Annotated in this window: 19 protein-coding genes; 12 read left to right on the top strand and 7 right to left on the bottom strand. The window is 44.4% G+C overall.

What is annotated here, in order from left to right:
• Positions 1-43 precede the first annotated feature (43 nt).
• Positions 44-718 carry a B3/B4 domain-containing protein gene (locus QI63_RS08070; RefSeq protein WP_044015372.1) on the top strand — a complete coding sequence of 225 codons (675 nt, stop codon included), beginning with the start codon at positions 44-46 and terminating at the stop codon, positions 716-718.
• A 10-nt stretch (positions 719-728) separates the two neighbouring features.
• On the opposite strand, the gene lepA is transcribed toward QI63_RS08070, so the two are convergent.
• The gene (lepA, locus tag QI63_RS08075; protein WP_044015374.1) at positions 729-2,534 is read right to left on the bottom strand and encodes a translation elongation factor 4; all 1,806 of its coding nucleotides are present in this window, start codon (positions 2,532-2,534) and stop codon (positions 729-731) included.
• A 218-nt stretch (positions 2,535-2,752) separates the two neighbouring features.
• Here lepA and argS point away from each other — a divergent pair, with 218 nt between their 5' ends.
• From argS to QI63_RS08110, 7 genes are all read left to right on the top strand, one after another.
• Positions 2,753-4,516 carry an arginine--tRNA ligase gene (argS, locus tag QI63_RS08080; RefSeq protein ID WP_044015376.1) on the top strand — a complete coding sequence of 588 codons (1,764 nt, stop codon included), beginning with the start codon at positions 2,753-2,755 and terminating at the stop codon, positions 4,514-4,516.
• 93 nt (positions 4,517-4,609) lie between these two features.
• On the top strand, positions 4,610-5,536 hold the full coding sequence (locus tag QI63_RS08085) for a DUF58 domain-containing protein (protein WP_044015377.1): 927 nt from the start codon (positions 4,610-4,612) through the stop codon (positions 5,534-5,536).
• Positions 5,533-6,561 (top strand): hypothetical protein, encoded by a 1,029-nt coding sequence (locus tag QI63_RS08090; RefSeq protein ID WP_044015379.1) that lies wholly within the window; start codon positions 5,533-5,535, stop codon positions 6,559-6,561. Before QI63_RS08085 ends, QI63_RS08090 begins: the two co-directional genes overlap by 4 nt.
• A gap of 189 nt (positions 6,562-6,750) precedes the next feature.
• The gene (arcA, locus tag QI63_RS08095; protein WP_044015381.1) at positions 6,751-7,977 is read left to right on the top strand and encodes an arginine deiminase; all 1,227 of its coding nucleotides are present in this window, start codon (positions 6,751-6,753) and stop codon (positions 7,975-7,977) included.
• 332 nt (positions 7,978-8,309) lie between these two features.
• A complete protein-coding gene (argF, locus tag QI63_RS08100; RefSeq protein ID WP_044015384.1) occupies positions 8,310-9,302 on the top strand; it encodes an ornithine carbamoyltransferase in 993 nt (330 codons plus the stop codon).
• Between the two features lie 19 nt (positions 9,303-9,321).
• Positions 9,322-10,266 carry a carbamate kinase gene (gene arcC, locus QI63_RS08105; protein WP_044015386.1) on the top strand — a complete coding sequence of 315 codons (945 nt, stop codon included), beginning with the start codon at positions 9,322-9,324 and terminating at the stop codon, positions 10,264-10,266.
• A 155-nt stretch (positions 10,267-10,421) separates the two neighbouring features.
• Positions 10,422-11,843, top strand: a complete 1,422-nt coding sequence (locus QI63_RS08110) for a YfcC family protein (RefSeq protein WP_044015388.1) — start codon at positions 10,422-10,424, stop codon at positions 11,841-11,843.
• A 137-nt stretch (positions 11,844-11,980) separates the two neighbouring features.
• Here QI63_RS08110 and QI63_RS08115 read toward each other — a convergent pair whose 3' ends face one another.
• A complete protein-coding gene (locus QI63_RS08115; protein ID WP_044015390.1) occupies positions 11,981-12,619 on the bottom strand; it encodes a hypothetical protein in 639 nt (212 codons plus the stop codon).
• A 79-nt stretch (positions 12,620-12,698) separates the two neighbouring features.
• Positions 12,699-14,129 carry a UDP-N-acetylmuramoyl-L-alanine--D-glutamate ligase gene (gene murD, locus QI63_RS08120; protein WP_044015393.1) on the bottom strand — a complete coding sequence of 477 codons (1,431 nt, stop codon included), beginning with the start codon at positions 14,127-14,129 and terminating at the stop codon, positions 12,699-12,701.
• A 166-nt stretch (positions 14,130-14,295) separates the two neighbouring features.
• Between murD and QI63_RS08125 the strand changes: the two genes are divergently transcribed.
• The 3 genes from QI63_RS08125 to QI63_RS08135 all read left to right on the top strand — a co-directional run bounded on the left by QI63_RS08125 (position 14,296) and on the right by QI63_RS08135 (position 17,298).
• A complete protein-coding gene (locus QI63_RS08125; RefSeq protein ID WP_044015395.1) occupies positions 14,296-14,826 on the top strand; it encodes an adenine phosphoribosyltransferase in 531 nt (176 codons plus the stop codon).
• A 15-nt stretch (positions 14,827-14,841) separates the two neighbouring features.
• The gene (gene asnS / locus QI63_RS08130) at positions 14,842-16,263 is read left to right on the top strand and encodes an asparagine--tRNA ligase (protein ID WP_044015397.1); all 1,422 of its coding nucleotides are present in this window, start codon (positions 14,842-14,844) and stop codon (positions 16,261-16,263) included.
• A gap of 123 nt (positions 16,264-16,386) precedes the next feature.
• Positions 16,387-17,298, top strand: coding sequence for a DNA repair protein RecO (locus tag QI63_RS08135; RefSeq protein ID WP_044015400.1), 912 nt, complete (start codon positions 16,387-16,389; stop codon positions 17,296-17,298).
• Positions 17,299-17,368: 70 nt separating this feature from the next.
• Here QI63_RS08135 and QI63_RS08140 read toward each other — a convergent pair whose 3' ends face one another.
• Positions 17,369-17,758, bottom strand: a complete 390-nt coding sequence (locus QI63_RS08140; RefSeq protein WP_044015401.1) for a nuclear transport factor 2 family protein — start codon at positions 17,756-17,758, stop codon at positions 17,369-17,371.
• A gap of 131 nt (positions 17,759-17,889) precedes the next feature.
• On the opposite strand from QI63_RS08140, the gene QI63_RS08145 reads away from it, so the two are divergent.
• On the top strand, positions 17,890-18,231 hold the full coding sequence (locus QI63_RS08145; protein WP_044015404.1) for a winged helix-turn-helix transcriptional regulator: 342 nt from the start codon (positions 17,890-17,892) through the stop codon (positions 18,229-18,231).
• A 169-nt stretch (positions 18,232-18,400) separates the two neighbouring features.
• On the opposite strand, the gene QI63_RS08150 is transcribed toward QI63_RS08145, so the two are convergent.
• The 3 genes from QI63_RS08150 to QI63_RS13140 all read right to left on the bottom strand — a co-directional run bounded on the left by QI63_RS08150 (position 18,401) and on the right by QI63_RS13140 (position 20,419).
• Complete coding sequence (locus QI63_RS08150) at positions 18,401-18,991, bottom strand: hypothetical protein (protein ID WP_215904692.1); 591 nt, start codon at positions 18,989-18,991, stop codon at positions 18,401-18,403.
• Between the two features lie 81 nt (positions 18,992-19,072).
• The gene (locus tag QI63_RS08155; protein ID WP_144389678.1) at positions 19,073-20,083 is read right to left on the bottom strand and encodes an SH3 domain-containing protein; all 1,011 of its coding nucleotides are present in this window, start codon (positions 20,081-20,083) and stop codon (positions 19,073-19,075) included.
• 165 nt (positions 20,084-20,248) lie between these two features.
• Positions 20,249-20,419 (bottom strand): hypothetical protein, encoded by a 171-nt coding sequence (locus tag QI63_RS13140; RefSeq protein ID WP_215904693.1) that lies wholly within the window; start codon positions 20,417-20,419, stop codon positions 20,249-20,251.
• Positions 20,420-20,621: the final 202 nt, after the last annotated feature.

Below are 20,621 nucleotides of genomic sequence, written 5' to 3' on the forward strand. Positions count from 1 at the left end.
TGAAATGGTAGTATAAATTTCCAATATATGGGGGCAGGCTGCTATGAAATGTATTATCGATAAAAGTATCGTTGAGCTTGGGATTACAAGCGTTGTAATTGGTGTTGCGAAAAATATAGATCCGCACGCAAAATTATCCGATTCATTTTTAAAGAAGCAAAAAAAGATGGAAGATTGGGCATTGCAGTGCGATGTTGATGAAGTTTTGAATAATCCGATTACTCAAGGTTACGCCGATTTGTTGCAAAATGTCGGGCGCAGTATCAAAAAGTATCCGCCGACCGTTCCCGCATTTATTCGGAATATTCAGCGCCGCGGTTCTATGCCGCACATCAATAGTGTTATCGATATCTATAATGTTGAGTCATTACATTCGCTTTTAGCGATTGGCGGGCATGATCTTGATAAAATAGACGGGCAGATAGAGTTTACCGTCAATAAAGAAGCGGGAGTTTTTCTTCCGATTTCATCGACGGAAAAGCATGTTGCCGAAACCGATTATGTATACCGCGACCCTAAAGGTATTATCGCATGGCTTGGTGTCCGCGACGGTGAAAATTATAAATTTGATGACGGAACAAAAAATGCAATCTTTATTATCCAAGGGAATGCCAATACCTCTGTTGAAATACGTGTAGAAGCGCTCAAGCGGATTCAAAGCGATTTAGCGGAGTGTATGCCCCAGTTGGAGTTTGAAATACAGGTTATCGAGGGGTAGCGCTCAACCGCTATTCGCTTTTGGTTTTAAGCACCGACAAGAAGGCTGACTGCGGTAACTCAACATCGCCAACCATCTTCATGCGCTTCTTTCCCTCTTTCTGCTTTTCAAGGAGCTTGCGTTTGCGGGTAATGTCGCCGCCGTAGCACTTCGCCAACACGTCTTTGCGCACCGGATTAACCGTTTCCCGTGCAATGACTTGGCTGCCGATTGCCCCCTGAATGGCGATTTTAAACTGCTGCCGCGTAATTTCTTCTTTTAACTGCTCGCACACGTGGCGCGCCTTGTTATAGGCGTTAGGCTTATACGAAAGCTGCGCAAGGGCATCCACCGGCTTGCCGTTCAGCAGAATATCGATTTTTACCAGCTCGGTTGGACGCATTTCGATTACTTCGTATTCAAACGACGCATAGCCGCGGCTGATGCTTTTGAGCCGGTCGTAAAACTCAAACAGTACTTCCGCAAGCGGCATTTCGTAGGTAACCTCCACCCGCTTTTGGTCGAGGTAGTTCATATTGGTTTGCACGCCGCGTTTTTCGATGCAGAGGGAGATGATATTACCGAGGTATTCCGTCGGGGTGATGATATTCGCTCTGATATACGGTTCATCAGCAGAGGCAATCTTGCCTTCCTCCGGGTATTCGGCAGGGTTGTCGCAGATCATGGTTTCACCGCTCCGCAGATGGAGACGGTACCGCACAGACGGTGCCGTAAAGATAACCGCCTGGTCAAACTCCCGTTCGAGCCGTTCCTGCACAATCTCCAAATGGAGCAGCCCCAAAAAGCCGCAGCGGAACCCGTGTCCAAGCGCAACCGAAGAATCTTTTTCGTAGGTGAGGCTTGCGTCATTGAGCTTGAGTTTTTCAAAGGCATCGCGCAGCTGCTCGTAGTCGTTGGTATCTACCGGGTACACGGAAGAAAACACCACGGGCTTTACAGCCTTGAACCCGGCACGGGGTTCCGCACAGGGACGATCCGCATCGGTGAGGGTGTCGCCGACTTGCACATCAGACACGGTTTTAATACCCGCAATGATGTAGCCGACCTCTCCTGCACGGAGAGAATCCCGCTGCACAAGGTCGAGAATAAACACGCCTGTCTCTTCTACGCGGTATTCCGCATTGCTGTGCATAAAGCGGATGGTCATGCCGGGCTTTATCGTCCCTTCAAACACCCGCAGGTGGATGATAACCCCGCGGTATGCGTCGTAGTGGCAGTCGAAGATGAGCGCCTGCAAGGGGGCTTCGGCAGAACCGGTCGGCGGCGGGAAGTGCTTCACAATGGCTTCAAAAAGCGCATCGATGTTTTTGCCGGTTTTTGCCGAAACCGCAACGGCAATATCGGAATCAAGCCCTAAATCGTGGTCAATTTGAGCAGACACCGCCGGAATATCCGCCGCCGGTAAGTCAATCTTATTGATGACCGGTAAAATTTCGAGGTTGTGCTCAAGCGCAAGGTACATATTGGAAAGCGTCTGAGATTCCACCCCCTGCGTTGCGTCCACAATCAAAATTGCCCCCTCGCAGGAAGCAATGGCGCGGGACACCTCATACGTAAAGTCTACGTGTCCGGGTGTGTCAACAAAGTTTAAAAGATAATCCTGCCCGTCGGCGGCGTGGTACGGAATGGTAACCGCTTGGCTTTTAATGGTGATGCCGCGTTCCCGTTCAATATCCATGTTATCGGTCATCTGCGCCCGATAATAGCGTTCGTCGATAACCTTGGCTTTTTCAATAAGACGGTCGGCAAGCGTTGACTTCCCGTGATCGATATGAGCAACAATACAAAAATTGCGGATATGGTCAATTGAATACATAGGTTCTCTATACTATTGGAAATACGGGCGGCTGTCCAGAGCGTTTTTTCGGTTAGATTTAACGTGATGCAATGCGGTCTCTTGCACTAAGCGGCGGAATTTTCTATACTAACAAGAGCCTCTTAAAAATCGATAGTTCCGGAGGTTCTTCCTAAATCAGAAACACAAAGGCATCTCTAAAACCGAAAGTTTTAGCGGTTCCTATAAGTGAGGTAATTATGAACGATATACGGTTATTATGGAAAGAAAGTATTGCACGCGCACTCACATCGATGCAGCCTGAAGGAGCTGAGGCCGTTACTGCAGAACGGATTGCAATGGAAACACCGCCCGATCCGACTCTGGGTGATTTAGGTTTTCCGCTTTTCAGTTTTGCAAAGGTATTACGCTCTGCCCCTGCTAAAATTGCGACGGAACTGTTACCTAAGCTGCAAGCTGATTCTGCACTCAAGGGAAAAGGTGAGGTGAAAGCGGTAGGTCCGTATATCAACGTCTTTTTACCCAAGGGTGAAACAGCTGCGCAAATCCTCAATGCAATTATTAGCGGAAATGAAAACTACGGAAAAACAACTACCCTTGCCGGTAAGAAAATCATGGTTGAGTTTTCAAGCCCCAATACCAATAAACCGCTGCACCTCGGACACTTGCGCAATGACGCTATCGGAGAGAGCCTCTCTCGTATTCTCCAGTTCAGCGGAGCGGATGTCTATAAAACCAACATCATCAACGACCGCGGTGTACACATCTGTAAATCGATGCTTGCATATAAGCTCTTCGGAAACGGTATCGATCCCGTAAAAGAAGGTATAAAACCCGATAAGTTTGTCGGTGATATGTATGTTCAGTTCCATAAATACAGCAAAGATCATCCTGAAGCGGAAGATGACGCGCAGGAAATGCTGCGGAAATGGGAAGCGGGTGATCCTGAAACGATGCAGCTGTGGAAGACAATGAACGGCTGGGCGCTGCAAGGTATTCAGCAAACATATAGCCGCACAGGAGTTTCATTCGATAAGCTTTTCTTTGAAAGCGATGTGTTCCGCAAGGGTCGCGACGAAATTATGGAAGGCTTAAAAAAAGGTATCTTTTATAAAGACGAGGACGGTTCCATTTGGGTTGACCTTAAATCGATCGGATTTGAAAAGAAACTGCTGCTGCGTGGAGACGGAACGTCGGTATACATCACACAGGATATCGGACTTGCGATAACCCGCCATGGTGAGTGGCCGTTTGACAAGCTTATCTACGTAGTCGGTAACGAACAAATTTATCATTTTAAAGTGCTCTTCTATATTATGAAGCTGCTCGGCTATGATTGGTACACCGGTTTGTATCACCTCGCTTATGGTATGGTGAACTTGCCGGAAGGCAAAATGAAAAGCCGCGAGGGCACCGTTGTCGATGCGGACGATCTGATTACAGAGCTCAAGAATAGTGCATTAAAAGAGATTGCCTCCAAAGGCCGCGAAGATGCGGTAGGAAATCCCGAAGAAGTTGCGGAAAAGGTCGCGCTCGGTGCATTGCACTACTTCTTGCTCCAAGTAGACACGATAAAAGATATGCTGTTCAACGCTTCCGAGTCTCTTTCGTTCAACGGCAATACCGGCCCCTATATCCAATACATGGGTGCGCGTATTTCTTCTATTTTACGCAAGGCTGATACGGAAGAAGGCAAAAAAGCAAAGACAGGTGTTTGCAAGCCCGAGCTGCTTAACTCCGATATAGAATGGGAATTACTGAAAAAACTCGAAGAATTCCCCGCTCAAGTAGATAAGGCCGCCGCTCAGTATGCACCGATGCTGATAACCAGCTATCTGTACGATCTTTGTAAGCTGTTCAGTCGTTTCTATCATGACTGTCCCATCCTCGGTGCGGAAAACGCCGATGTTGCCGCGACCCGGCTTGCGCTTGCGAAAGCAGTATACATCGTACTGAAAAACGCAACAGGACTGGTGATTGTTCCTTTCCTTGAGGTTATGTAAGAGCGCAACCTTTTAACGGCTGTATGAGAATCGGACGTCTGCATAGGTATTTGCAAAGCAGCGGCCGATTCCTGATACCCGGATACGAGGCAGATGAAAACCGGTTATTTAGCGGAACGGTCAAAACAGTTACAGCTGGCGGCGCTCTCCATTGCGCAGGGAATGCAAGCCGGAAGCTTCCGGAGTCATTTCCGGGGCAGGGGCATTGAGTTTGATTCGCTGCGGGAATACGAAGCGGGGGATGATATCCGCAGTATTGACTGGAACTTGATGGCACGAAGCGGCAAAACCTTTGTGAAACTGTACCGTGAAGAACGCGACCTGCGGCTTTTTTTGATTGTCGATGTGTCGGCTTCGATGGAAGCAGGCAGTACCGTTAATGCACCGCAAGAAAAAGCTTTGGAAGCGGCAGCGCTGATCACTTTTGCTGCGGAACATTTACACAGTTATACGGGGCTCCTCGCTTTTGACGGAAAGGTCGCGCGGGTATTCCAGCTCCGGCGCGGCAGAGAACCAAGTCTGCATATTCTGAGCGCTCTGGAACGGATTACCGTTTCGGGCAGCAAAAGCAAAGGAACCGCATTGGCGCCTGCGCTTGAAGCGGCGGGAAAACTGTTGCGGCAGCGGGCGCTCGTCATTATTCTATCCGATTTTAAAGTAGAAAATTTTGAAAAAGAGTTGGGGGTATTAGCACGCCGTCATGACGTTGCAGCTATCCGCATTACCGCGCCTTATGATGAAGCGCTTCCCGCCGCAGGGATATTGCGCTTTACCGACCCCGAAACGGGACTGGAGCGGCTCTTGCCGACCAATTCGCATCAGTTCCGGCAAGATCGTATCCGTCGTATAACCGAAGATACCCAACAATGGGAAAATACCTGTATACGCTGCGGAGTATATCCGCTTGTATTGCCCTACGACGGTAATACGGTAAAGCTCTTAAACCAGTTTTTTTTGACCGGCAAATACGGTATTCAACCCTTTAGCCGATACCGGCCTCAGGCGGATACGGTATTATGAACGGGGTTCTCATTCCTCAGCGTATCTTTGTCGGCGATACGGCACAGTTTCTTTTTCCGCTATCCGAAAAAGAATACAAAACATTAACCGGCAGCGGCTTTACCGTTGCCGTCCCTATTCCGCTTAAAAACATGACACAAAACGATGTGATGACAATCAACGAAATCAAGATTGTTACACGGGAATCACGGTATTACCTCGCTATTACATTTGTCCCATGGGAAACAGGCGAAATTGAGTTTCCGTCTCTTACTTTCTTACAGCTACACACTAAACTTCCGGCGATTCCCGTTGATTCGCTCTTGGGAACCGGTGAACGGGTAAGCCTCCAGCCGCCGAAGCCGCCGCTGTTGCCGCCGGGAACTGACTTTCTATTATACGGCGCAGCAGTTTTAGGTGTTGGGTTGTTGGGAGTGTTAGCTGTCGGAGTGCGGCTGCTTTTGAGAAAGCTGCGGAGAAGAACGCTTGGAACGGCAAGAAAGCGGCTTACCGCACTTCGTAAACAGTTAAAACGGCTTTACAAAGCAGCAAAGAAAATTCAAAAAGACTTACCTCCGCCCGGTGCGGCTTTCGCTACAAATCCGATTTCTGCGGATACGAACGCGATCGCCGCCGGAGAAATTCAAGAAAATACGGACAACAGGAAAGCTTCAAGCCTTACGGATGAAATCTCAAGGAATACGAAAAATACCATAGAAAGCTGGTATGCGGGCATTGACCGCTGTCTCCGCGAATATATACGGGCTTTGTATATGGACAACACCCTTGAAGCCTTAACAAAGGATGAAGCATATTTTTTAAGTGCGACATACGCAGAGTTGACGGAGACCCTTACAGAATTGTTTGCTCCGAAACGGAATATAGCCGATCTGTTTTGCATCTTTTATGCTATGTTGGAACAACAGCGCTTTGCAAGCACTCTTTCCGATTTAATCCGCAACTATACTGCCGTTTCGCAGGATATGCTTAAACAAGTTCCGCGTATTGCCGAAAAAGCAGAAGCCGAATACGCCTTACTCACCTAAATAATTCATCATTTTGAATTATGAATTTGCTCTAATTTTATTGTAAATTTTGCTTGCATTTAAAAAAAACTGTGCTATAATTATTCCTATCTTTTGCAGGGAGACTCGGCTGATAGTGTTTTTCTACGCGAAGCAGCCTTTTGACGGTTTTTTTACCGTATCCTGCACTATAAGTTATAGGAGGCTTATATGTCCGTATTAAGTGTTACCAGTGAAATTAAAACACTGCGTAAAGTATTGCTTCATAGGCCTGGTGCCGAACTACTTCATTTAACTCCCGACACCTTAGGCGAACTGCTGTTTGACGACATTCCGTTCCTTAAAGTCGCTCAAGCAGAACATGACGCCTTTGCCAAGATTTTGAGAGATAACGGAGCTGAAGTTCTGTACCTCGAAGACCTTGCTGCTGAAGCAATTAAAAAACCGGAAATTAGAACAAAGTTTATTGAACAGTTTATTAACGAAAGCGATGTTTATTCCGAAAAACACAAAGAAAGCATCCGCGAACTGTTGAACAACATCAAAGATAATAAACAGCTGATTTTAAAAACGATGGAAGGCATTGATATTAAAGAACTTAATGTCAAAGGCAATGCTTCATTGGTAGACTTCGTTGCCGATTCCGATTCGTCAATGGTTGTCAACCCTATGCCGAACCTGTATTTTACCCGCGATCCTTTTGCTACAATTGGAAACGGCATAAGCTTAAATAGAATGTTCTCCGTTACCCGTAACCGTGAAACGATCTATGCCGAATACATTTTTAATCATCATCCCGATTATGCCGGTAAAGTACCCAAGTTCTATGATCGCTATGATCCGCCCCACATTGAAGGCGGTGATATCCTCAATATAAATGAAAAAGTTTTGGCTATCGGTATTTCTCAGCGAACCAGCGCAAACGCTATCGATGTTATCGCAAAGAAGATCTTCTTTAACAGCGAATCAAAGATCGAAACAATCCTTGCGTTTGATATTCCGGTAAGCCGCGCATTCATGCACTTGGATACGGTATTTACCCAGATCGATCACGACAAGTTCACAATCCATCCCGGTATTCTCGGCCCGCTCCGCGTATTCACCATCACCAAAGGTGCTGCAAAAGGCGAGTTGAAGATTGTACAAAATGATACGACGCTCGAAAAAACACTTGCACAGTACACCGGTACCGGCCATGCAGAGCTTATTCAGTGTGCAGGCGGCGACAGGATTGCAGCAGCACGCGAGCAGTGGAACGACGGTTCGAATACGCTGTGTATCAGCCCCGGAACAATCGTTGTATACGAAAGAAACGATGTTACCAATGAGCTTCTCACAAAGCACGGACTGAAGGTTCTGACAATGCCGAGCGCGGAGCTTTCACGCGGACGCGGCGGTCCCCGCTGTATGAGTATGCCGCTTGTACGCGACAACTAAGCCGTACATTGCCATAGAGTGCCGACACGTTCTTTCCCGTTAGATCGGATAAACAGACAGGTGTCGGTCTCTGCTATTTTTGTACCACGGTACTCCATGTAGACTGCGGATTACCGCATTGCTGCTTGGAACGGCTGATATCTTGTCAGTGTTGTGTTGCTTGTCAAATTAAAAAGGCTGTGGTACAATTTTTGCATGGGAAGCGTCTGCATACAGATAAGTATTGAAGGCGTTTCCCATATTATTTCATTACTGGGACTGTCAAAAAACTGAATTTTTTGAACGGTTTCCTTAATTTTTTAAACGCTATTAAATAATAGCAAGGAGTTTTTATGGGTGTGAATCTTTTAGGACGCAGCTTCTTAAAGTTGTTGGATTTCAGCTCAGCAGAAATCAGGTATTTGTTGGATCTTTCAAAAGAATTAAAAAAATTGAAGATGACACATACCCCGCACGATCACTTAAAAGGAAAAAACATCGTATTATTGTTTGAAAAAACTTCAACACGCACACGTTGTTCTTTTGAAGTTGCCGCTATGGATTTAGGTATGGGTTCAACCTTCCTTGATCCTGCAAGCTCTCAGATGGGGCATAAGGAAAGCATCGAAGACACCGCACGGGTTTTGGGTCGTATGTACGACGGTATCGAATACCGCGGATTTAGCCAAGAAATCGTTGAAAAACTGGCAAAATATGCAGGCGTACCGGTTTGGAACGGTTTAACCAATGAATTCCATCCCACTCAGATGCTTGCAGACGTGCTCACCGTTGAAGAGCACTTCGGCCATTTGAAGGGTATCAAACTGACGTTTGTCGGCGATGCACGCAACAACGTTGCTAATTCGCTGATGATTGTATGCGCAAAGATGGGTATGCACTTTACCGCATGCGGCCCCAAGGAGCTGTTCCCCGCAGCCGACCTTGTAAAGACTGCTGAAGCGATTGCAAAGGAAACCGGTGCAACCATTACGCTTACCGATGATGTAGAAAAAGGCTGTAAAAACGCAGACGTATTGTACACCGACATTTGGGTATCGATGGGTGAACCCGACAGCGTATGGGAATCCCGCATTAAGCTGTTGAGCAAGTATCAGGTGAACAAGAAGATGATGGCTCTTGCCAACCACAATGCTATCTTCTTGCACTGCTTGCCTTCATTCCACGACTTGAATACGAAAGTCGGACGCGAAGTGAACGAGAAATTCGGTATTCCTGAAATGGAAGTAAGCAACGAAGTCTTTGAATCTGCACAGTCAAAAGTGTTCGATCAGGCTGAAAACCGCATGCATACTATTAAAGCAGTTATGTATGCAACCTTAAAATAAAGCGAGCGTTACTACGAATATGAAAAAAGAAAGAATTGTTGTAGCGCTTGGCGGAAATGCACTTGGGAATAATCCGCAGGAGCAGCTCGCTTTAGTAAAAGAAACGGCAAAATCGATTGTTGCATTGGCAGAAAGCGGCTATGAAATCGTTATCGGACACGGTAATGGGCCGCAGGTCGGTATGATTAATTTGGCAATGGACTATGCTGCAAATGGAAGTGCGGGAACTCCTGCAATGCCGTTTGCTGAATGCGGCGCCATGAGCCAAGGATATATCGGCTATCACTTGCAGCAGGCAATCGGCGACGAACTGAAACGACGGAATGTTAAACGCGAAGTCGTATGCGTTATCACGCAGGTTTTGGTATCGGAAAACGATCCCGCGTTCACAAACCCCAGTAAGCCTATCGGTATGTTCTATACAAAAGAACAGGCTGATAAAATTAAGGCTGAAAAACCGGATCAGACATTTGTTGAGGATGCAGGCAGAGGCTACCGCCGTGTTGTTCCGTCACCGCAGCCGGTCGCAATTGTCGAACGCCCCGTTATCGAAGAGTTGGTTGCCGCAGGGCATATCGTTATTACTGTCGGAGGCGGCGGTATTCCGGTTCTGCAAAAAGCAGACGGCTTACACGGCGTTGATGCAGTTATCGACAAGGATAAATCCTGTGCAAAACTCGCAGCGGATGTTAAGGCTGATAAACTGGTTATCTTAACGGCGGTTGATCAGGTTTGTATCAATTTTAACAAACCCAATCAGCAGGCTTTAAGCAAACTGAACATTGCCGAGGCAGAAAAATACATTGCCGAAGGGCATTTTGCAAAAGGCAGTATGCTCCCCAAGGTGGAAGCATGTTTACAGTTTGTCCGCAATCACAAAGAAGGACAGGCTGTTATTACCTCATTGGCTAATGCAGGCAATGCGCTGAAAGGCGGTAACAGTACGGTTATTACCGCTAACTAATTTACGGTGCTGCGGATAAATACACGTTATTTACCGCAGCACTGCCGGTATTCCGGTTAGTATGACGTTGTCTTCTAACCGGAGCTTGCATCATATATTGTATAAAAACTGTATAATCATGCAAACCGGCTTTTAAATAAATTGGAGGAAAAAAAATGGGAAAAGATAAAAAAAAGAGGTCATCTCTCTCCGCATTCTCGATTTTGTATATCATTTTGTTTGTATTGGCGATAATCACATGGATTATCCCCGATGTTAAAAGTGCAACACTCGGAACCATCGTTATGGCATCCTACAATGGATTTTCCAATGCGCTTGACGTTTGTTTCTTCGTATTGGTACTCGGCGGTTTCTTGGGTATTGTAACAAAAACCGGTGCTCTTAACGCAGGTATTACTCACCTTGTAAAAAAATTAAAGGGCAATGAGCTTATCCTTATTCCGATTCTGATGACACTGTTCTCAATCGGCGGTACAACGTATGGTATGGCTGAAGAGACGGTTGCTTTCTACGGACTGTTGGCAGCAACGATGGTTGCAGCCGGTTTTGATTCGGTTGTCGGTGCCGCTACGGTATTGCTCGGTGCGGGTGTCGGCGTTCTCGGTTCAACGGTAAACCCCTTTGCAACCGGTATCGCTATTGACAGTATCAACAAAAGTTTTGAAGAACTCGGTATTCAGAGCAGCGTAAATAACGGTATTGTTATTGCATTGGGTATTGTTCTATGGCTTTCATCTCTCATCATTGCATGTGCATTTGTAATGTCCTATGCAAAGAAAGTAAAGAGAGATAAGGGTTCCACCATCCTTTCCTTGCAAGAACAAGAAATCATGAATGCGGAATTCACAAAGAAAGATACGGACGTTGCAGTTGAATATACCGGAAAAATGAAGCTTACAATGGGCATCTTCGCATTCGGTTTCTTCGTGATGATTATTTCCGTCATTCCGTGGGATAAATTCAATGTTACCATATTCCAGGGCTGGTCGTCATTCTTAACCGGTGCTGCAATCGGTGAATGGTGGTTCGGTGAATTGGGTATGTGGTTCTTCATCATCGGTTTGATCATTGCATTTATCAATAGGTTTACCGAAAATGAAATCGTTTCCGCATTTATGGAAGGCGCAAAGGATATCATGAGCGTTGTTCTCGTTATCGCTGTTGCACGCGGTGCTTCCGTATTAATGGGTGAAACCGGTTTGGATAAGTACGTTCTTGAACATGCTTCAAAAGCATTGGAAGGTTTGCCGGCATTTGCATTTGCACCGCTTTCATACATCTTGTATGCCTTGCTGTCATTCGTTATCCCGTCAACCTCAGGTTTGGCAACCGTATCAATGCCGATTATGGGACCGCTTGCACAGAACTTAGGCTACAACCCCGCTGTTATGGTTATGATTTTCTCTGCAGCATCCGGTATCCTGAACCTCTTTACCCCCACGAGCGGTGTTGTTATGGGCGGTCTCGCGAGCGCACGTATCGAATACAGCACATGGCTCAAGTTTGTCGGTAAAGTGCTTGCCGTACTGTTTATCGTCAACCTCGTCGTTCTGACTGTGGGAATGATGGTTCTTTAAAAATAAGCTTTGGGCGTAAAAGTCTGAGACAGTAGGCACCTAAAAATTTAGATTTTTCCGTGCCTATCATATTTAATAACAAAAACGGCCTATTAACCCGTTCGGATTAATAGGCCGTTTTGTATTTATACCTGCCGTTATTGATAAATCTCGATGGTAGCTTTATCCGTCAAAAGAAGTATAATCGGTATATCGATCATATATTCATCGTATAAATCCAGATAACCTACTTCGGTTGATTTTTTTGCCGTTTTCAGAAGAACTCTTTTGATGGACGGCATACATGTCTTGCTTATCAATAATCGGTATTTACTGCTTGCTAAAAATAATTGCAGCATTTCGTTGTCGGTTTTTGAATAATCATCATCTTGCAGCGAACCGACATAAATCGTCATTTTCTTTTTCCCATATTTTGGGATAAGGTCAATATCCTCTGCATTGATTGCTTTGAGTATGTCTTTATCTTTGTAGTTGATATTCATGTCGATTAGGTATCCGGCATTGACTTGATCGTTTATTTTTGTCATTTTTGCACCGAATTGTTCGTATTCTTCCATGTCCGATGTGTTGAACTCAGCAAAAAGATCATCGTAATTGACGGATGGATTCCCCTGCATCGATGCCAACATCTCAATAACTGCCTTTGTGGCAGTGATGCTGATGGTGTTCTGCTCCGTCCCGTCGCTTTTACGGGTAATATGCTGCACGATATCGATACAGCCTGTCAAGCTGAGACAACATAACCCGATACAAATTAATAGTGTTATTTTTTTCATAGAGAACTCCTTCTCTTAATTCTATAAGGAGCTGGAGGGTATGTCAATCAAAAAAATAGGGTGGAGCAGTGCATCCGCATTAGACGTTGGGCCAGCATTGCCGCACTGCTTCTTTAAAGCGGAGACCGCGGTCGAACTCGTTTTTGAACATACCGAAGCTCGTAGCGCCTGGGGAAAATACAACGATTTCTTTTGCTGCAGCATTGTTATTTTGCAGTGCCGGTTCGCATTCTCTGCGGACTGCTTCGAGCAGTGTAGAAAGATCTTGAAAGGGACCGAAGTACGGGGTGCGTTGCGCTTGTAGTAGCGGTATTAATTTATCGGTACCTGTGCCGGCAAGTAAAAACAATGCTTTTGCCTTTTTAAGTTCCGGTGCAAGTGCGGTAAAGTCAAGTTTTTTGTCGGTACCCCCGGTGATGAGAATAACCGGCTTTTCAAAGGCATTCACCGCTGCCGCCGCCGCTTCGGGAATCGTTGCTGCAGAATCATTATAGAATTTGAAGTGTTCCGTTTCGTAAAAAAATTCAAGCCGGTGGGGAATACCACCGTAGCTTTTCATAACGGATGGAATCTGTTGCAGATCGGCGCCGTATAACGCAAGGGCAAGCGAGGCTGCCATGACATTTTGCTTGAGTGCTGCGCCGGGCACTGTAATTCGGGAGGGCAGCAGCAGGCGGTCATCGCCCGGTGTCAGCCGTATGCGAGCTGAACCGTCGGAAGCTATCCATGCACCGGTGAGGTTCGGCGGCAACGGATGTGTACTGTACCAAAAAACCTGTCCGGCTGTTTCCTGCGCAAAAACCTTTCCCCAGCCGTCATCGTAGTTGCAGATTGTGTAATCGGTCTTATCTTGGTTGTGGTAGATAATTTTTTTGTCGGCTACATAGCGTTCCATCGAACCGTACCAGTTTTGATGATCGGGCATAATATGAGTGATAAGTGCTATTTTCGGTTTTAGCTGCGGACGGTGCGCAAGGTCGCCGAGCTGCCAGCTGGAAAGCTCCAACACAACCGGCGTGTCGGCGTGTGTTTCTGTTAAGAAGGTGAGTGGGCTTACCGTGATGTTACCGCCGAGAAATGCCCGTATGCCGCATTGCTGCAGTCCGTAGTACAGCGCGCTGACGGTTGACGATTTTCCTTTACTGCCGGTTACGGCAAGCACCGGCGCATCACTCAGCTGTAAAAAAATCGAGATATCCGTTTCGATGCAGTGTGCTGCAGCAAGGTAGGGATTCCCCTCCAATTTTACGCCGGGATTTTTAATCACCATATCAGCCGTACGGAAATCTTCAATATTGTGGCCGCCGAGAGCAAAACGCACATTAGGATATTGCTGCAATTCTTCAACAGAAGGTGCAAGCTCCTCTTCGGTTTTCATGTCGGTTACGATCACCTCTTTTGCACCGTGTTCTGCAAAAAAACGCGCGGAAGCAAGTCCTCCACCGTTTAATCCAAGTCCCATAATCGTTACCGAAAGCCCTGCAATATCGTTCAAATTCCGTATCATCATTCGGCAATAATATCAAAAAAAAGTATTTAGAAAAGAATGCGTATTTTTGATTAGCATCTGCCAAATGTATCTTTTGGAAAAAATGTGTTCTTAAATTGTCCTCAGCTGCAATTGCCGTGCTTCTCCTTGCCTTGACTATTATACCCTGTAAAGTTAAAATGTTAATATGAGAGATACATTGATAGATAGTGCCGTTCGCAAGATTCCTGATTTTCCTAAGAAGGGAATTTTGTTTTATGATATTACGGGGCTTCTGATAAATCCTGAAGCGTTTCACTATTGTTTGGATAAGCTTACGGGCTTTTATAAGGATGAAAAAATCGATGCGGTTGCAGCGATCGAATCGCGCGGTTTTATTTTTGCGGCTCCCTTTGCAGATAGACTCGGTATCCCGTTGATTCTTATCAGAAAGAAGGGAAAGTTGCCGGGCGATACCTATTCCTGCTCATACGACCTCGAATACGGGCAAGCAACGATCGAAGTGCACACCTCCGATATACAAAAGGGGCAGCGGATATTGCTGCTCGATGATCTGATTGCAACCGGCGGCACGCTGAATGCGGCGCGGAAAATGCTGAATCAGGGCGGCGCCGAGGTGGTCGGTTTTTGCGGCGTTATCGGATTGCCGTTTTTGCACTATGACAAGATTATCGGTGATTTACCGATTAAAACACTGATCGAATACGACAGCGAATAGGGATGAGATTTTAAAATGATTACATTAATTAAAGATATACTGACGCAGAAACCGGACGGGCAGGAGGTTGCCGTCTACGGATGGGTGCGTACCAAACGTGAGACAAAGAACCTCATTTTTATTCAGGTAAACGACGGTTCATGCTTTGCGTCGATTCAGCTCACCTTTGACCGCGATAAGGGGATCGATGCGCAAACCGAAAAAGAATTAAGCAGGATTACGACCGGCGCTTCCATTAAAGCGATCGGAGCATTGATTGAATCTCCCGCATCGGGACAGGCAGTAGAGGTCGCCGCAAAAACGATTTTTGTGTACGGCGAGGCTTCCGGAGAAACCTATCCGTTGCAAAAAAAACGGCATACGTTTGAGTTTTTACGCGACATAGCTCACTTACGCGCCCGTACCAATACGTTCGGAGCGGTTGCCCGTGTACGGAATCAAATGGCTTTTGCCGTGCATAACTTCTTTCAAGAACATGGGTTCCAGTACGTGCATACGCCGCTGATTACCGCCTCCGATTGCGAAGGCGCCGGCGAGATGTTTCAGGTAACTACGCTTAATATGCAGGAGATTATCCGCAAGGCCTTAAAAGATAAAGTTGATCCTGCCACCTTTGCAGTTGATTACAAACAGGACTTCTTTGAACGCGAGGCCTATTTGACAGTTTCCGGTCAGCTGGAAATAGAAACGTATGCAACCGCTCTTTCACGGGTCTATACCTTTGGCCCGACCTTCCGTGCGGAAAACTCAAACACGACGCGGCACCTCTCCGAATTTTGGATGATAGAACCGGAGATGTCGTTTTTCCGGCTTGAGGACAACATGGATTTAGCGGAGAAATTTGTTGTCTATCTCCTTAAATGGGCGTTAACTCATTGCAGAGCCGACCTTGAGTTTTTTAATGCACAGATTAAACCGGGTCTTATCGAAACGCTGGAACACGTGGTGGAGTCCAAGTTTACCCGCATCACCTATACCGATGCGGTGAAGGAACTTGAAAAGCATGCTTCCGAGTTTGAGTTTAAACCGTTCTGGGGTTGCGATCTTCAAAGCGAGCACGAAAAATATTTGACCGAGCAGGTCTTTCAAGGCCCCGTTATCGTAACGGATTATCCCAAGGAAATAAAAGCCTTCTATATGAAGCAAAACGATGACGGTAAAACGGTGCGGGCGATGGATGTGCTGGTGCCGGGACTCGGCGAGATTATCGGCGGTTCCGAACGGGAAGACAACCTTGCCGCGCTGGAAACCCGTATGACCGATCTCGGCCTTGATGTCAAAAACTACTGGTGGTATTTGGATTTGCGCCGCTACGGAACCGTACCGCATTCGGGATTTGGGCTTGGATTTGACCGGCTGCTCCTCTATGTTACCGGTATGGCGAATATCCGCGATGTTATTCCGTATCCGCGGACTCCGAAATCTGCGGAATTTTAACCCCGGTAGCGTGGTGTACCGCAACGCTGCGTACTTATACGGGATGTACCGGTATGCAGCGTACCGGTACATGATGCGTTTGTATGTACCGTACTTACACGTTCCGACCGTAAAACCGGTAGTATGAGTAATCGTTCTTGGAATACCGAGGCGCTTGTGCTGTCGGTTTCTTCTTTTAGCAGCGACCACCGGAACGTGTTGCTCCTTGTGCCGCAGGAGCACGGGTGTACCATTGTACCGGCAACCCTGTTCGGCGGCGCGCGGAGTAAACTGCGGGGGATGGTTTCTACCTATCAGAGCGGGCAAGTCTGGCTCTATTCAAACCCAATAAAAAATTCAAACAAAATTACCGATTTTTCAGTGAGCGCCTACCGGATGGAGCTGCGCGAAAGTTTAGCCCGCAGCTGGTGCGCTGCCGTGTGCAGCGAAATCACGATAAAGACCTGCGGTACGGTGAATTGGCAGCTGGTAAACGCTTTTTTGGATGGGCTGTGCGTTTCCGACGATGAAGGATGCGAGCGCGGGCTCCTGCGCTTTTTATGGCGGCTGTTGCAGACCGCAGGCGTTGCCCCCGATATATTCCACTGCGGCACGTGCGGTATCGAGATTGCACGTAGCGCCGGGGTTGTAACCGGCAGTGCGGAAATTGTAAGCGTCGGTGCGGGGAGCGGCGGCAGGAGTGTAACCAATGCTACGGGGTGGAGGAACAGCGGCACATGCGGCGTCGAGATTGCAGTCGACGCTGAAATTGCGGCAAACGCCGCGTCCTGCCCGGCGGAAACGTGTTGTGCCGTGTATAGCCCCGCAGAGGATGAATGCTTTTGTAGTGCCTGCCGCCGGTTCGATGCCTATACGTTTCCGCTTTCTGCAGAGGCTTTCAGGTATCTGTATGCCGTAACGGAAAAAGCTCCCGGCTATTCACGGCACTTGCCGCTCAGCCCCGCGGCCTATGGGGAGCTCAAGCGGTTCCTCTTCTTCTTAACCGAAAAGATGGCAGGGGCACCGCTCAAAACCTTTCAGATGGGGTATGTGTAATCATAAACACTCGCTTGATTTGCCGGTACGTTACTATGATACATGATCTATCACACAGAAAAATGTTATCTTAGCCCCAAAATTTGTCTTCTGCCGATTGTTGTTCGGCAAAAGTCCATACTTCTTGTATCTTGCCATTTTCTATTTTGAATAAATCGATCCCCGGATCATTGAGCTTATCCGCACCTTTCTCCGCTACGGAAACAACACTTGCAGCAACAAAACACTCGTTACTTGCAGCCCAATTGGTAATAACTTTAAATGTGCCGCCGCTCCTTTTTGCGAATTCTCCTAGACGCTCACCCAACGCCTGTTTCCCTATAATCGTACCTGAAAGCGAACTTTCGCCTCCCATGTGCCATACAACAGTATCGGACATTGTTGCAAAAGCTCCCGCAAAATCGCCCTTTTCCAGTGCATCTCGATAAGCATCAAAGACCTTCATTACTTCATGTTTCATAACATTCCTCCAGTAAATATTTAGAAGTTTCTCACTTCTCTAAGTATTATTATAGCCTTTAGTCTTGATTTTGTAAGTACGAACATTTATAATACATAGTATCAAATATAATACTTGAGAGGTTTTTTACAATGTCGATTTATGATAAGTGTCCTTTCGCTACTACTCAAAGAGTATTGCAAGGAAAATGGGCGATTATAATTTTATATCACCTGAGTACGGGTACAAAAAGGTTTAATGAACTCGAAAGATTAATGCCCACAACAACTCGAACTGTTTTAACAAGACAGCTCCGCCAGCTTGAAAGAGATAAACTAATCGACCGCAAAGTCTTTGCCGAAGTCCCGCCTCATGTTGAATACTCTTTGAGTAAATTGGGAGCTCAGTTTCAAAAAGTATTAGACGAGATTGAGGTTTTTGGTCTGAATTATATCGCCGAATTAAATAAAATACAAAAAGGAAAAAGCGAGTAGATTATGTGTGTTTTACTATATTATACTAATATATGATAAAAAATAATTAAATTTATCAAATTCAAAAATTGTCGCCGTTTTCAATTTATTCATATTTTCTTTGGTTATTTTATATTCATAAATTAAATCAGGATCATCTTTTATTACATCTGAAAAAATAAATTCTAATTTAAAAAAAATCAATTTCAGTATCTTCTGTACATATCAGATTTCCAGTTGTTTTATCAAAACAATGTATTTCTCTCTTATATCTATTAATCCTAAGATTTTCATAATTAAAAGTTACCATTGGATAATACAAACCTTTTCTAACCTTATTTCCAAATAAAATCAAAGTTACATATTTTTTTCCATTATCTTCGTAAAATTCTTCGTATCCATACTCTCGAGGTTTATATTTTTTATTTAATCTGGAAATATGACCGGTTTCATTTACAGTGTTCCAAGATAAAATCTTAGCTTTTTCAAAAATAATATCAAAATAAACTAACTTCTTTTCTTCTGAATCATAAGTCTTAACTTTTATTACAACGTTTCCATTAGTTTGTTTCAGATGGATTTTTGTATCATGCAAATATTTATATATTTTTATGAAATCAGATTTCTCAAAATTTTTTATTATACTCTTATTATATTCACGTAATGCTTTTCGATACTCATCATCATTGTAATCAGATAAATAAATATATTTTAAGAATTTTGATTTTTTTATATTTCCATAAGTTAATAACATTTTTAATCCTTTCTCAATACTTTGCATTGTGCACATAACATTGTTTTAAACGACATTGCAGATTGACCGCAATATCGGCTTTTGATATGGTGTTATGTGTTTTTTCAATTACAGTGAATCAACTTTTTTCTGATGTTCTTCCATAATCGGATCCCAATAATCACGATATTCCTGTTCGTATTGTGTGTTTTTTGCAGAAATCCCATACGCAATCAGTTTTGAAATTAGACAATATCTTAATTCAAAAAGACTTTGTGTTTCTTTCCAATAGCTAAAAACAGATGTGCTGACTCCTTTAATTATGTTTAGCGGTAAATTATCATCCGAATATGCGATTTTATATATTAAAGGCATTTTAACTACATCTGAATAATGCCAATGATATCTATGTACAAAAGGCTTGTTTAAATATCGTTTACCGTTAATATAACACTGAGCCTCATCAATAGGCTCAATTTCCAAAATTTCTATTTCATCAATTGATTTCGGAATATACCAATGAATTTCTACCTGATGATTATTCAACACTTTCCATGTGCTTTGGTTGTCGTCATCGCCATAGTTTTGGAAAAACCAAGCTTTATCGGAGTCAACAACTTCTTTGTCCTTTAAATCCGGCTCTCTTGATCTTGAATAGGTGTAGGTATACTTTGTATAAAAATTAAAGTGATTATCTTCTCTATAACCTTCACTGGAATATGTGTTCTTATCCGGAAGAGACCAGTTTCCGCATTTTAAATATTCTTTTAATTGATTTGCCGTTTTTGGTTTAATAAATTCAAGTTGAAAATGCGATAAGTAACCGCCGAACACCCAACCGTATTCAGCTTTATCGTCTTTCCATTCATAAGGCGAAATTAAAATTTCAAGCCATGGGGCCATAATTTCGTCGATTGTTTCTTCTTTCCCAATAGCAATAATTTTTACAGGTAATCTGTGCGGTAATCCGCAAAGACGATTTGATTTTAAAGACGGATAGCCTCTCACTTTTAATCCTTCTTTTGAATTAACATACATTGTATCAATCACTTTGCCGTTTTCATAAAAATTATTTTTGTCCGCAAAAACCGATGTAATTATTAAAATCAATACTAATAAAGTTAAAAAAAATTGTTTCATATTTTTTTTCTCCAAAATTACGCCGTGTAATGTACACATAACTACTGCTTAGCCTGCATTTGCTGCAAAGAAAATATCGGGTTGAAACAGGTGTATTTTATTCTTTATAGTTATAGAAAACATAATCTGAATATCTATTTTTCAATATCCATTCATCTCTTGCTTTTATGCATTCTTTACATATATATTTTTTTCATATCTTTTCTCTTTAACTACACAACCTCCAAGTATAATATCATTACAATTTGGAAAATGATTTTCCCTAATATTTTCTACATAATCAAGATCAAGGAATTTTATAAGTCCGTATAAGATTGGTATATTATGTTTTTCCATTTTGCATTTATGTATAATACAAAGATGCATATCATTAGCGGAAATAATATTTTTTCTTTATCAATCCATATTAGTTGAGATGCTGTAAATTGTACTAATAGAAATATTATGATACTAATTTCAACTTTCTTCATTCTTTTCTTTTACCCAATCGCCCCAGTGTGGGCGTCTACATATAACTTCTCGTTTAATCTGTATTTGC

The sequence above is a fragment of the Treponema sp. OMZ 838 genome (assembly GCF_000775995.1).
Lineage (GTDB): Bacteria > Spirochaetota > Spirochaetia > Treponematales > Treponemataceae > Treponema.